The sequence below is a fragment of the Rhizobium sp. NZLR10 genome (assembly GCF_019685125.1).
Lineage (GTDB): Bacteria > Pseudomonadota > Alphaproteobacteria > Rhizobiales > Rhizobiaceae > Rhizobium.
Genome location: NZ_JABDWE010000008.1, coordinates 127,407 through 140,714, shown reverse-complemented (window position 1 = coordinate 140,714; position 13,308 = coordinate 127,407). Strand labels below are relative to the sequence as shown.

16 protein-coding genes are annotated in these 13,308 nt (G+C 61.0%); 13 read left to right on the top strand and 3 right to left on the bottom strand.

The annotated features are described in order from the left end of the window. Positions 1-16 precede the first annotated feature (16 nt). Positions 17-967 (bottom strand): FliM/FliN family flagellar motor switch protein, encoded by a 951-nt coding sequence (locus tag HJB82_RS14275; RefSeq protein WP_221140293.1) that lies wholly within the window; start codon positions 965-967, stop codon positions 17-19. After that, the gene (gene motA, locus HJB82_RS14270; RefSeq protein WP_207582926.1) at positions 968-1,840 is read right to left on the bottom strand and encodes a flagellar motor stator protein MotA; all 873 of its coding nucleotides are present in this window, start codon (positions 1,838-1,840) and stop codon (positions 968-970) included. Positions 1,841-2,093: 253 nt separating this feature from the next. On the opposite strand from motA, the gene flgF reads away from it, so the two are divergent. The 13 genes from flgF (at position 2,094) to fliP (ending at position 11,028) form a co-directional block, all read left to right on the top strand. Next, positions 2,094-2,828, top strand: a complete 735-nt coding sequence (flgF, locus tag HJB82_RS14265) for a flagellar basal-body rod protein FlgF (protein ID WP_207582927.1) — start codon at positions 2,094-2,096, stop codon at positions 2,826-2,828. A 2-nt stretch (positions 2,829-2,830) separates the two neighbouring features. Further along, positions 2,831-4,228 carry a flagellar protein export ATPase FliI gene (gene fliI, locus HJB82_RS14260; RefSeq protein ID WP_221140281.1) on the top strand — a complete coding sequence of 466 codons (1,398 nt, stop codon included), beginning with the start codon at positions 2,831-2,833 and terminating at the stop codon, positions 4,226-4,228. A gap of 2 nt (positions 4,229-4,230) precedes the next feature. Next, positions 4,231-4,773, top strand: coding sequence for a flagellar protein (locus HJB82_RS14255; protein WP_221116093.1), 543 nt, complete (start codon positions 4,231-4,233; stop codon positions 4,771-4,773). A 166-nt stretch (positions 4,774-4,939) separates the two neighbouring features. Continuing rightward, positions 4,940-5,332: a flagellar basal body rod protein FlgB gene (flgB, locus tag HJB82_RS14250; RefSeq protein ID WP_207582930.1), complete on the top strand. Its 393-nt coding sequence runs from the start codon at positions 4,940-4,942 to the stop codon at positions 5,330-5,332. Between the two features lie 5 nt (positions 5,333-5,337). Beyond that, positions 5,338-5,754 carry a flagellar basal body rod protein FlgC gene (gene flgC, locus HJB82_RS14245; RefSeq protein WP_007633309.1) on the top strand — a complete coding sequence of 139 codons (417 nt, stop codon included), beginning with the start codon at positions 5,338-5,340 and terminating at the stop codon, positions 5,752-5,754. Positions 5,755-5,756: 2 nt separating this feature from the next. Next, positions 5,757-6,098 carry a flagellar hook-basal body complex protein FliE gene (locus HJB82_RS14240; RefSeq protein ID WP_221140279.1) on the top strand — a complete coding sequence of 114 codons (342 nt, stop codon included), beginning with the start codon at positions 5,757-5,759 and terminating at the stop codon, positions 6,096-6,098. 19 nt (positions 6,099-6,117) lie between these two features. Then, on the top strand, positions 6,118-6,906 hold the full coding sequence (gene flgG, locus HJB82_RS14235) for a flagellar basal-body rod protein FlgG (protein WP_164006538.1): 789 nt from the start codon (positions 6,118-6,120) through the stop codon (positions 6,904-6,906). A 16-nt stretch (positions 6,907-6,922) separates the two neighbouring features. Beyond that, positions 6,923-7,405 (top strand): flagellar basal body P-ring formation chaperone FlgA, encoded by a 483-nt coding sequence (gene flgA, locus HJB82_RS14230; protein ID WP_207582932.1) that lies wholly within the window; start codon positions 6,923-6,925, stop codon positions 7,403-7,405. Then, the gene (locus tag HJB82_RS14225; protein ID WP_207582933.1) at positions 7,402-8,523 is read left to right on the top strand and encodes a flagellar basal body P-ring protein FlgI; all 1,122 of its coding nucleotides are present in this window, start codon (positions 7,402-7,404) and stop codon (positions 8,521-8,523) included. Before flgA ends, HJB82_RS14225 begins: the two co-directional genes overlap by 4 nt. Further along, positions 8,520-9,062: a MotE family protein gene (locus tag HJB82_RS14220; protein ID WP_207582934.1), complete on the top strand. Its 543-nt coding sequence runs from the start codon at positions 8,520-8,522 to the stop codon at positions 9,060-9,062. Before HJB82_RS14225 ends, HJB82_RS14220 begins: the two co-directional genes overlap by 4 nt. Then, positions 9,059-9,775 carry a flagellar basal body L-ring protein FlgH gene (gene flgH / locus HJB82_RS14215; protein WP_007633287.1) on the top strand — a complete coding sequence of 239 codons (717 nt, stop codon included), beginning with the start codon at positions 9,059-9,061 and terminating at the stop codon, positions 9,773-9,775. Before HJB82_RS14220 ends, flgH begins: the two co-directional genes overlap by 4 nt. Before the next feature lie 12 nt (positions 9,776-9,787). Beyond that, complete coding sequence (gene fliL / locus HJB82_RS14210) at positions 9,788-10,294, top strand: flagellar basal body-associated protein FliL (protein ID WP_207582935.1); 507 nt, start codon at positions 9,788-9,790, stop codon at positions 10,292-10,294. Continuing rightward, positions 10,291-11,028 (top strand): flagellar type III secretion system pore protein FliP, encoded by a 738-nt coding sequence (fliP, locus tag HJB82_RS14205; protein ID WP_207582936.1) that lies wholly within the window; start codon positions 10,291-10,293, stop codon positions 11,026-11,028. Before fliL ends, fliP begins: the two co-directional genes overlap by 4 nt. 79 nt (positions 11,029-11,107) lie before the next feature. On the opposite strand, the gene HJB82_RS14200 is transcribed toward fliP, so the two are convergent. After that, positions 11,108-13,024: a glycosyl transferase gene (locus HJB82_RS14200; RefSeq protein ID WP_221140277.1), complete on the bottom strand. Its 1,917-nt coding sequence runs from the start codon at positions 13,022-13,024 to the stop codon at positions 11,108-11,110. Between the last annotated feature and the right edge of the window lie 284 nt (positions 13,025-13,308).

Genomic DNA, 13,308 nt, shown 5'->3' with positions numbered 1-13,308 from the left:
AAAGCCAGAGAACCGATTAATTCATTAAATGACGGATGAGTTCGTCATCCGAGTTCATCGTATCCTTGACGCGGACCATGTAGTTTTCGCCTGAACGCCCGAACTCGCACACATACAATTCCTTGCTGTTGGCGCTGACCTCGACGCGCACGTCACCGCTGTCGCGGAACGGAATGACGTCGCCGACCATTAGCTTCGATATCGTGCGCAGCGTCAGGTCCTGCAGCCTGATCTTGGCCTCGAGCGTGACATGCGAGCGGCGGACCTGGTCGCCCAGCTGTTCGGTCCATTCCGCCGACTTGCCGGTCGCCGGGCGCTTCGGCTTCGGCGGCGTCACCTTGGTCTTGAGCAGCGCGGTCTGCGGAACCATCAAGGAAAATTCCGAAACGATGCCGGCAAGCGTGATCGACATATTGATGGCGGCGGCGAATTCGTCCGGGCGGTCCTCCGGCGGCCGGGCGCGCATCTCGAGCGCGTGCGGGGCCGAAAGGCTCGGTTCGAAACCGCCGGGCGCGTTGACGGCCGAGCGCAGCACCTTGGCGATCTTGTCAAAAACCATCACCGCCAGGTCGATTTCGATGACCGACAGCAGCCGGTCGGCCGGCTCCTCGATCGTATCGGCGGTGGCGCCGAGCAGGTGCTCCATCAGCGTGATGACGAAACCGTTGCCGCAGGCAAGCGTGATGTTCTGCGACCAGTTGCGCAGTGTCACGTCGACGAGGGTGACGTTCGCGTTCAGGTCGTCGATCAGGTGGTTCTTATAGCCGATCTCGCAGCCGAGATAGTTGACCGTCACGTCGAGGCCGGTCTCGCTCTTGATGACGTCGGGAAAGAATTCGCTGTAGACTTCCCCGAAGGAACTGCAGATCTTGGCGACCCTGCCTCTATCGCCAAGCCCGCCTGTCAGCTTGGCGAGAAGGGCAGGATCCATTGCCGGTTTGTCATGCGAAGCATTGCTCATAGTCATTTAAGCCGCCTTGTTTTCGCCGCCTGGGTTCATCATTTCCTGTTCGACCGCGTCGATGGACGGACGCTCGTAAGCCGAGATCGTCTTGCGGCCGTATTCGAGAGCGACCTGCGGCACCGAGCCGTTCATGTAAGCAAGCAGCGTCTGCTTGACGATGACGTAGAGTCGGTGCTGCTTGTTGCGCACGATCTTGATCTGGGAGACCAGCGGCGAGCAGACGCAATAGGACAAGATAATGCCGAGGAAGGTGCCGACGAGCGCCGAGCCGATCAGGTGCCCGAGCACCTCAGGTGAATCGTTGATGTGAGCCATCGCCTTGATGACGCCGAGAACCGCGGCGACGATACCGATCGCCGGGAAGGAATCGCCCATGATCTGGATCGCGTGGTAAGGCTTCATCTTGTCATGCATGATGGTGTTGAGTTCTTCGTCCATCAGCGCCTCGATCTCGTGGCTGCGGGCATTGCCGATGATGATCAGACGCACGTAGTCGCAGATGAACGCCGTCAGTTCCTTGTTCTTCAGAACTGTCGGAGCCTGTTGGAAGATCGTCGATTCGACCGGATTGTCGATATGGGCTTCGATTTCGTTTCGCGACTTGGTGCGCAGGTCGCGCATCAGCGAATAGAGCACGCCGAGCGTGTCGAGATAATTGCGTTCTTTCGGCACAGCGTGCTTGAAGGCTTCGCCGAGCGCTTTGCCGGAATCCTTCACCACTTTCATTGGGTTCGCCATGATGAAGCTGCCGAGGCCGGCGCCGCCGATGATGAGGAATTCGAAGGGCTGGAACAGCGCGTTCACTTCGCCGCCCATCGCCATGAAGCTGCCGACGATGCAGCCGCAGACAACAATAAATCCGATAATAATATTCATCGTCAGCCCAATCTGAACGTTGCTTTTCTCTGAGACGGATAGGATTTCTGCCTTGCGTGAGGCTGATGAAAGGGCTGGTCGCGGGGCATTTCCGCGTGCCAGCTTCGCGCAAGCATCTGCCGTCAGGCTAAAGGAGACGAATGGGTGTCCGCACCCGTTTCTGAGATGCCGCCTCAGCGAAATCCCGGCCGAATCACAAAGACGACGCCCGGCTTTTCGTTCCGTTCATCGCCAATGCTTGGAGCTTACCGACATGCAATCCGGTCTTTATGTTTCACTGTCGTCGCAGATGGCGCTCGAAAAGCGCCTGACCACCATCGCAGACAACATGGCGAACGTGAACACGACCGGCTTTCGCGCCACCGAGGTGAAGTTCGACGAGATGGTGGCGAACTCCAAGAACAAGCTCAACACCAAGGTCGCCTTCGTTTCCCAGGGCAACGACTATCTGAACGAGGGAAATGGCGAATTGCAGCACACCGGCAACATGCTCGATTTCGCCGTCAAAGGTGATGCCTGGTTCTCGCTCGATACGCCGGCAGGCCGCGTGCTGACGAGGGACGGCCGCTTCACGCTCAAGGATACCGGCGAACTCGTGTCGATCCGCGGATATCCCGTTCTCGACGCCGGCGGCGCCCCCATCCAGCTCAACTCGAAGGGCGGCGAGCCGGCCGTCGGCACCGACGGCATCATCTACCAGGGCGACCGCCAGGTCGCCTCGCTCGGGCTGTTCGAGGCCGATGTCAGCAAGGGATACCTACGCTACGAAAACAGCGGCATCATGACCACTGACCAGCCGCGCGCCGTCGTCGACCGCTTCAATGTCGGCGTCGAGCAGGGTTATCTCGAAAACTCCAACGTCAACGCCATGCGCGAGATCACCCAGCTGATCGAAGTCAACCGCGCCTTCGAAAGCGTCTCGTCGCTGATGCGCGACAGCGAGGATTCCTTCAAGGAAGCCGTGCAGACGCTTGGGGGTAGCCGCTAAGCATGAGCACCACACTACTGTCCGAGGACGGTCTTTCCCCAAAACTGGCGCATCTGGCAGATCTCGTCGACCGATACGCATCGCCGGAGTTCGCGGTTGCCCATGGCGGTCGCGTGCAGACCATCGCCGCAGGCCACTACACGGTTCGCGGTCTCTCCCGCCATGTTCGCCTCGGTGAGTTTGTCGCCCATAAATCGGCGACCGGCGTCCATCTCGGTGAGGTCGTTCGCGTCGAGCCGGACCTTATTTATGTCTGCCCAATCGAACCAGGCGAGCCGATCGGCATCGACGATACGGTCATCCGCAAGGGCGCGTTTCGTATCTCACCGTCTGACAGCTGGTGCGGGCGCACCGTCAACTCGCTCTGCGAACCGATCGATGGGCTGGGTCCGATCACCGAGGGCCTCGATCGCCGCTCGATCGCCAATACCGCGCCGCCCTCGATGACCCGCAAGCGTGTCCAGACCGGCTTCAAGACCGGCGTACGCGCGATCGACATCTTCTCGCCGCTCTGCCTCGGGCAGCGCCTCGGCATCTTCGCCGGTTCCGGTGTCGGCAAGTCGACGCTTTTGTCCATGCTCGCCCGCGCCGACGCCTTCGACAAGGTCGTCATTGCGCTTGTCGGCGAACGCGGCCGCGAGGTGCGTGAATTCATCGAGGATACGCTCGGCAGCAATATGAAGAAGGCTATCGCCGTCGTTGCAACCAGCGATGAGAGCCCGATGCTGCGCAAGATGGCGCCGCTGACGGCCGTCACCATCGCCGAACATTTCCGCGACAAGGGCGAGAATGTTCTCTTCATCGTCGACAGCGTCACGCGTTTCGCCCATGCGATCCGCGAGGTGGCGACTGCCTCCGGCGAGCCGCCGATCGCACGCGGTTACCCGGCTTCCGTGTTCACCGAGCTGCCGCGCCTGCTGGAGCGCGCTGGTCCCGGCCCCGAGGGCGCCGGCACCATCACGGCGATCATCTCGATTCTCGTCGACGGCGACAACCACAACGACCCGATCGCTGATTCGACGCGCGGCATCCTCGACGGTCATATCGTCCTGCAACGCAGCCTCGCCGAAGAAGGGCGTTACCCACCGATCGATCCGCTAGCCTCGATTTCGCGTCTTGCCCGCAAGGCCTGGACGCCGGACCAGGAAAAGCTGGTCTCGCGGCTGAAGGTGCTGATCCATCGCTTCGAGGAAACACGCGACCTGCGCCTAATCGGCGGTTACCGCCAGGGTGCCGATCCCGATCTCGATATGGCGGTCAAGCAGGTACCGATCATTTACGACGTCCTGAAACAGTCGCCGGGCGACCGCGACTCGGCCGATGCCTTCGCCGATCTCGCCGGCGCGCTCAAAGCTGCAGCCGGTATGGGCAATCAGGGCGCACCCATTCAGAGGAGATAGACGTGGCTGAATTCGACGACGAACGCATCGCTTCTCTGAAGCAGCGCCGGAAGACCGTCATCCTGGATCGGCTTCTGACTTTCACCGGCCTGGCGCTTGCCGGCGCTTCCGCCTTCTTTCCGTGGTATGTATTTTTCAACGAAGATAAGTTCGGCATCAACGTCGCCGCCAGCGACAATTCGCGCGAATTGCCGGATTGGCCGGCCCGCAACGTCTTCAGCGTCTCGCCGCTTGCCATGATCAACAAGAACGAGCCGGACAAAAAGGCCCCGCCGATCGATCCGCTGACGACGGCAACGGTTTCCGACCTCGGCAAGGAACGCAATGGCCGCCCCATACCCGAGGATCAGCCTTTCCCTGGCAAGTCTTCCTTCCGCCTGCTGCACGTTTCCAACGGCCGGGCGCTGATCGAGGATCCCTCGGGTATGTATGTGGTGCGCATCGGTTCGATCCTGCCCGACGAGAGCCGCCTAGCGACACTCGAGCAGCGCGACGGCAAATGGGTGATCGTTACCTCCAAGGGCGATACCTACCAGAATAATTGAACCTGTCGGCCAACGCCGAAGGCAACAGGGGCTCCGCCGCGAACCGGCCGGAGCCCCTGTTTTTTTGAGCGCAGCGCTGCCCGAAAAGCGCCTTGAAACCTGAATTCCCGTAAGTCCCACGCAAGATTACCGCACTAGGTTCGGGACAGTAAAAACGGAGAGTCTCATGCAACCGATCCAACTTTTCGACTTGGCTTCGCGACAGGCGGAATGGCTGACGATCCGTCAGCAGGTTGTTGCCGGCAACATCGCGAATGCCAACACCCCGAAGTTCCACGCCAAGGACGTCACGCCCTTCGACGCCGTGCTGGACAAGTCCGACATCACCATGACGCGCACCAATCCGGCCCATCTCAGCGGCAATGATTTCAGCGCCAGCGGCGATATCGACGTCAAGGACGCCGCACTCGACCAGGAAATCGGCGTCCAGGAATCAGGCAATACCGTCGGTGTGGCCGAAGAGCTCTCCAAGTCGGGCGATATCAAGCGCCAGTACGATCTGAACACCTCGCTGGTCAGTTCTTTCAACCGCATGATGTTGATGACCGTCAGGAAGTAAAAATCATGGATCCGCTTTCAGCAGCAATGAAAATCGCCGGTTCCGGGCTCGAGGCGCAGTCGACGCGCCTGCGCATCGTTTCGGAAAACATCGCTAACGCTCGCTCGACCGGCGACACGCCTGGAGCCGACCCCTATCGCCGTAAGACGATCACCTTCGGCCAGCAGATGGATCGCGCCAGCGGCGTCGAGACGGTCGATGTCAAGAAGGTCGGCGTCGACGAAGGCGACTTCAGCACCGAATTCGACCCCAGCAATCCGGCCGCGGATCAGAAGGGCGTCGTCAAACTGCCGAACGTCAACATCCTCGTCGAGATGGCCGACATGCGCGAAGCCAACCGCTCGTATGACGCCAATCTGCAGACCATCAAGCAGACCCGCGATCTCATCTCCTCCACGATCGACCTCCTGAAGAGCCAATAATAATGATCAGCAGCGTCCAGAATGTCAGCAACCTTTCGATGACCCGAGCGCTTGGCGCCGTCGACACCGAAAATTCCGCCTCGTCGTCTGCCGTCACCATGCCGGGCACCGCAGGTGCGGCCAACGGCATGAGCTTTGCCTCCGTCATGGGCAACATGGCAACCGACGCGGTCACCAGCCTGAAGGGTGCGGAAAGCATGTCCTTTGCCGGCATCAAGGGCACGGCGACGACGCGTGAAGTCGTCGATTCCATGCTCCAGGCCGAGCAGACGCTGCAGACCGCGATCGCCATCCGTGACAAGGTCGTCTCGGCCTTTCTCGAAGTCACCAAGATGCAGATGTAACTGAATTGAGGACGAACACATGAGAGCGCTCGCCATCGCAGCAACGGGCATGGATGCCCAGCAGACCAATCTGGAAGTCATCGCGAACAATATCGCCAACATCAATACGACGGGTTTCAAGCGCGCTCGCGCCGAATTCTCCGATCTTCTCTACCAGACCGAACGCGCCAAGGGTGTCGCCAACCGCGCCAACCAGGCCGTCGTCCCGGAAGGCGCCAATATCGGCCTCGGCGTCCAGACCTCGGCGGTGCGCAACCTGCATCTCCAGGGCGAACTGACCCAGACCGGCAACGACCTCGACGTGGCGCTGATCGGCAAGGGCTTCTTTCAGATCCAGTCGACCGACGGTACGACGCTCTACAGCCGTGCCGGCGCCTTCAACAAGAACGAGCAGGGCCAGCTCGTCACCATCGACGGCTACGAGGTCCTTCCCGGCATCACCATTCCGACGGGCTCGACCGAGCTGACGATCAGCCGCTCGGGCCAGGTTTCGGCCAAGCTGCCCGGCGCGACGACCGCGACCACGCTTGGCCAGCTGACGCTTGCCGATTTCGTCAATGAGGCCGGCCTCCAGCCGATCGGCGACAATCTCTTCCAGGAAACGGCTGCCTCCGGCGAAGCCGTCGTCGGCAATCCCGACGAGGAAGGTTTCGCCTACATGAAGCAAGGCTATCTGGAATCCTCGAACGTCGACCCGGTGAAGGAAATTACCGAGCTGATCTCGGCCCAGCGCGCTTACGAAATGAATTCCAAGGTGATCACCACCGCTGACGAAATGGCCACCGTCGTCAGCAAGAACCTGAAGTAGAGGGAAGGGCCGAAACATGATGTTTTGCCGGGCAGGACACATCTCAGGATGGGTGGCGGCAGCCACGATCGCAGTCGCGGGCATTTTCTTGCCCGCGGACGCGGGTGCCGGCATGGGTTATGCCGTCGTCCCGACGACGATCATCTACCCCGGCGACACACTGTCGGCCAGCCAGCTTCAGGAGGTCGAGGTCACCAACCCCAACCTCGCCGGCGATTTTGCCAAATCCATATCCCAGGTCGAGGGCATGGTCTCCAAGCGCACGTTGCTGCCGGGCCGCACGATTTCGGTTTCGGGCCTGCGCGAAGCCTATACGGTGACCCGCGGCTCGTCGATCCGCCTGGTCTTTTCGCTTGGCGCGATGACGATCTCGGCTGCCGGCTCGCCGCTCGAAGACGGCTCGACCGGGCAGGTCGTGCGCGCACGCAATATGGATTCCGGGGTTATCGTCAGCGGCACGGTGCTTGCGGACGGCACGGTCCATGTGAGGGCAAAATGAAATTGTTCTTCCGTTTCTTGACCCTTGTCGCGGTCTTCGCCATGAGCCTGGCCGACGTCGCGCCCGCCTGGGCGCTGACCTCCCGCATCAAGGATATCGCTTCGCTTCAGGCCGGCCGTGACAACCAGCTGATCGGTTATGGCCTGATCGTCGGTCTGCAGGGAACCGGCGACGGCTTCCGTGCCTCGCCTTTCACCGAGCAGTCGATGCGGGCGATGCTGCAGAATCTCGGCATCTCGACTCAGGGCGGCCAGTCCAACGCCAAGAACACGGCGGCCGTCATGGTCACCGCCAACCTGCCGCCCTTCGCTAGCCCCGGCAGCCGCATCGACGTGACGGTGAGTTCGCTCGGCGATGCGACGTCGCTGCGCGGCGGCACGCTCGTCATGACCTCGCTTTCCGGCGCCGACGGCCAGATCTATGCCGTCGCGCAGGGCGCCGCCATCGTTTCCGGATTTCAGGCGCAGGGCCAGGCCGCAACGGTGACCGAAGGCGTGACGACCGCCGGCCGCGTGCCCGGCGGCGCGATCATCGAACGCGAACTTCCGTCGCGCTTCAAGGACTCGGTCAATCTCGTCCTGCAGCTGCGCAACCCCGACTTCTCGACGGCAATCCGCATCGCCGACATCGTCAACGGTTATGCCTCGGCACGCTTCGGCGGCCCGGTCGCCGAAGCCAAGGATTCGCAGGAAGTGGTGATCCAGAAGCCGCGCACGGCCGATCTCACCCGGCTGATGGCCGACCTCGAAAATCTCATCGTCGAAACCGATACGCCGGCCAAGGTGGTCATCAACGAGCGCACCGGAACGATCGTCATCGGCTCGGACGTCCGCGTTTCGCCGGTTGCAGTCAGCTACGGCACACTGACGGTTCAGGTTACCGAGACGCCGCAGATCATCCAGCCCGAACCTTTCTCGCAGGGCCGGACCGCCGTCCAGCCGCAGACCGATATCGCGGCTGAGCAGACCGGCGGGCGCGTCGCCATCATCGACGGTCCCGACCTCAGGACCCTCGTCGCCGGTCTCAACAATATCGGCGTGAAGCCGGATGGCATCATCGCCATTCTCCAGGGCATCAAGTCGGCAGGCGCCCTGCAGGCGGAGCTTGTGCTGCAATGATAAAGTTCATCAACCCTGACATGACGGTCCTGCAATTGCTGCGCCGGCTGGCGCTGCCCGCAGCAGGCCTCGTCCTTCTGTCGATCCCGGGCGCCTTCGCGCAGGAGCATGCGCCGGCGGGAGACATCATCTCCCAGGACGAGGTCAAGCAGTTCTGCACCAACATCGCCGACCCCGCCCGCGACCAGCGTTACCTCCTGCAGAAGCAGGAGCTGGAAAAGCTTCGCGCCGACATCGACGCCCGCATGGCGGAAATGGATAAACGCAAGGCCGAATACCAGGACTGGCTGAAGCGGCGCGACGATTTCCTGAAGCAGGCTGAAGCCGGCCTCACTGAGATCTATAAGAAGATGAAGCCGGATGTGGCCGCACTCCAGCTGCAGGATATGAAGATCGAGGTGGCCTCCGCCGTGATCATGCGGCTCGGACCGCGTCAGTCGAGCCTCATCCTCAACGAGATGGACGCGAAGAAGGCCGCGGCCATCGCCAGCGTCATCGCCAGTGCGTCCGATCCCAATACGTCGAAGGATCCTTCATGAATATGCGTCTCCCGGCCGCGATTGCCGCCCTCGCACTCCTTGCGGGTTGCCAGTCTCCGACGGCAGTCAGCGAGATCGGCCGTGCGCCCGCCATGAGCCCGATCGGCAGCGGCCTTGCCTACGGCCAGACGCCGCAGATGGCGCTTTATCCGAAGCAGCCGCGCGCTGTGGCGCAGGGTTATTCGCTGTGGAGCGATTCACAGGCGGCGCTCTTCAAGGATGCACGCGCGCTCAACGTCGGCGACATCCTGACCGTCGACATTCAGATCAACGACAAGGGTTCTTTCGACAACGAGACCAACCGCAGCCGCAAGAATTCGAGCGGCATGAACTGGGACGTCAACGCCCAGATCTTCGGCTGGACGCCTGAGTCCAAGACCGACCTGACCTATGGCTCCGACACCAGCACCGACGGCAAGGGCAAGATCGAGCGCACCGACAAGCTGACGTTGCTGGTCGCCGCCGTCGTCACCGGCATTCTCGAAAACGGCAACCTCGTCATATCGGGCTCGCAGGAAGTCCGATTGAACCAGGAACTGCGTATCCTGAACGTCGCCGGTATCGTTCGTCCGCAGGACGTCAATGCCGAAAACCAGATCTCCTACGACAAGATCGCCGAAGCCCGCATCTCCTACGGTGGCCGCGGCCGCCTGATGGAAGTGCAGCAGCCTCCGCGCGGCCAGCAGGCCGTCGATCTTTTCTCGCCGCTTTGAGGCTGAACGACGATGGCAGAGCCAGACGCAAGCGCAGATCAATCAAAGAAGAAATCCGGCACGCTGATGACGATCATCGGCGTCGCCGTCCTGACGCTGCTCGGCGCCGGTGGCGGCTGGGCGGTCGGCACGATCGTCGCGCCCAACATCAAGGGCGCCAAGGAGGCCGAGCAGGCCAAGGACGCCGAAGCGAAGAAAAAGGGTGAGGAAGGCCTGGCCCACATCTCCACCGAGGCCAACAACGTCGTCCAGCTCGAGCCGATCACGTCGAATCTCGCTTACCCCTCCGAAAACTGGGTCCGACTTGAGGTCGCGCTGCTCTTCAACGGGCCGCCGGATGTCAAGGTTTCCGAGGATATTCATCAGGATATCCTCGCATATATCAGGACCGTTTCCCTGCAGCAGATCGAGGGGCCGCGGGGCTTTCAATATCTCAAGGATGACATACAGGAACGTGTTGACCTTCGCTCGCAAGGGCGCGTATCGAAGGTCATGTTCAGGACATTTGTCATCGAATGATTCGTCTCATAGTTTTCCTTGCCGCCATGATAGCGGTACCGGAACTGGCGGTGGCACAGCAGCTGCCGACTAACCTGTTGAACGTGCCGGTCGATGGCTCCGTCGCCGCCTGGATCATCCGCACCTTCGGCCTGCTGACCATTCTTTCGGTCGCGCCGGGCATCCTGATCATGGTGACGAGCTTCCCGCGCTTCATCATCGCCTTCTCGATCCTGCGCTCAGGCATGGGCCTCTCCTCCACGCCCTCCAACATGATCCTTCTGTCGCTGTCGCTGTTCATGACCTTCTACGTCATGTCGCCGACCTTCGATCAGGCCTGGCAGAACGGCGTGCAGCCGCTGCTTGCCAATCAGATCAACGAAACCGAGGCGGTCCAGCGGATCGCCGAACCGTTCCGCACCTTCATGTCGGCCAATACCCGCGACAAGGATCTGGCGCTCTTCGTCGATCTGGCGCGTGAACGCGGACAAAATATCCAGACGACCGATCCGATCGACTACCGTGTGCTGATCCCGGCCTTCATGATTTCCGAGATTCGCCGCGGCTTCGAGATCGGCTTCCTCGTCGTCCTGCCGTTCCTCGTCATCGACCTGATCGTCGCTACCATCACCATGGCGATGGGCATGATGATGCTGCCGCCGACCTCGATCTCGCTGCCGTTCAAAATTCTCTTCTTCGTGCTGATCGACGGCTGGAACCTGCTTGTCGGCAGCCTGGTGCGCTCATTCAACTGACAGGCTGCGGCCTCTTCCTTTTCCAAACGTGAAAACCCGCCGGATTGCCCCGGCGGGTTCTTTCGTGGCGTTAAAAGCCTCACTCCGCGGCGAACGGCGCGGTGCGCGGCGGCAGCGCCGCGATGTCCATGTGGTCGGGTGCGAGACCCTGCTTGGCGCGCGCGGCCATGATTTCATAGGCCTGCTCCAGATGGTCGCAGAACCGTTCGGCATCGAAGAGCGGCGCAATATAGCGCTTCTCCTTGAGATGTGCCTTGTATTCGGCGATCCGCCCGGGATTCTCGGCCAGTTCCACGGCCATATCCTCGTAGTCCTGCAGGTCGCTTGCGACGAGGTCGGGTAGGTCGATGGCCCGCAGCAGGCTCTCGCTGACGCGTGAGGCGAAGTTGGTGCCTTTGACGGTCAGAACCGGCAGGCCGCCCCAGAGCTGCTCCGAGGTGGTCGTGTGGCCGTTGACGGGGAAGGTGTCGATGCCGAGGTCGGCCGCCTGCTGACGGTCGATGTGCTGTTCGTAGGGAGCGCGAGGGCAGAAGATGATCCGCTTGGGCGAAATGGCTGCCGCCTGGAACTGCTTCAAGAGATTTGCCTGGTTGCGCGGCGAATTCGCCATCAGCCAGAGCACGCTGTTCGGCGCGCGCTTGAGAATGCGGCACCAGCTGTCGATTACCTCAGGCGTAATCTTGCGGTTGCCGTTGAAGGAGGCGAAGATGAAGGCATCTTCCGGCAGGCCGAGCTGCTCACGGGTGACGGCGCGCGGCTTCGGACGATGCATCGGATCGTTCGGCTGGTAGCTTTCCGGCAGTCGGCAGAATTTTTCGTGATAGAAAGGCTTGGCCACCTCGGGCAACACCGAATGGTCGCCGATGACATAGTCCAGGTCGATATTGACGGTGCTGCCGGGAAAACCGAGCCAGCCGACATGTACCGGCGCCAGCGGCAGGTTGAAAGCAGTCGCGCGGCTGCCTGATGTATGACCCTTCAGGTCGACCATGATGTCGATATTATGCGCGCGCACCGTTTCCAGCATCGCCCGGTCGGAGAAGCCGTGAACGGTGACGATCCTGCCCCAACGGCTGCGATCGGTGTCGTTGTGCTTTAGGTATTCCGGGCCTGTATGGCAGAAGAGCGTCACCTCGAACCGATCCTTGTCGTGCAGTTCGAGGATGCGTTGCAGCAGCTTCATCGTCGCGTGCCGGTCCCAGAAGTCCGACGACATGTAGCCGATGCGGATCTTGTCCGACCAGATGTGCGGCTGGTTGCGGCGGAAGGTCACCCGTTCGTGGTTGAGAGGTGTGGTGCCGATCGTCGCATAGCGGTTGAAGTCCTCGTTGCCGCACCAGTGCAGGTGATAGAACGGGTTGTCTTTGCGCAGGATCTCGATATCGCCTTTCGCAAGGGCCGCGTCGATCACCGCCTGATGCTTGGCTGCCTCTTCGAATTCGTTGAATTCGCGGGCGAAAACAAGGTGGAGAAAGCGGAAGGCGTGATTGCCTGGAAAACGCTTGAAGAGGTTGCGCGCCAGCTTCTGGTTGGTTGCATCGTTGAGATCGTCGCTGAGCAGCAGGGCCGCCAGACGCATGTGGTCGGGATTCATGCTTTCCGACAGCACCGTCTTGAACGGACGGATGATATCGCGCTGCTGGCGCTTCAGATAGATCGCGGTGATGATGAAAGCGAGTTCGGCATCTTCCTGCGCTTTGGCAAGGTTGCGCATGGCGATCAGCAGCGCTTCGTCCTCGTTGCCAGTCTCGTAATGCAGCTTGGCGGCCTGTTTCTGGTATTCGTAGGCGTTCGGTCCTTCGCAGTTGCCGGCCAGGCCATAGGCTTTCGCGGCGTCGGCCTTGAATCCGAGCTGCACGAGGTTCTTGGCCAGCAGCGCATAGGTCTTGGCGTCCTGCTGGATATCCATCAACTGGTTGAGCGTCGCCAGGGACTGTGTGTAGCGGCCCATCTGGTAATCCTTGGATGCCGCAGAGAACGAAACTTTGCTGTTCAAAACCCAACTCCGTGAAGGAAATGTTCTGGCAATGGCGGTCGATCGCCCGGCGCATGCACGGTTTGTCCTCCCCGAAAACGGGTGGATCGGTCCGATGGTGCTATCCCGGCGCCTGCCACATTGGCATTCGAAGCTTGCTTGAAACCGGTGAGTTGACGAACCTCTGTTTTCCCGGCGAAATGGCCGCTTTTCCGCAGGGAAAACGCTTACTTTCCAAGAGAATTAGAATGTAGAGGAATATATTCAGCAAGCATTAACTATGCCCTGCGAGGAGCCGGCTTGAG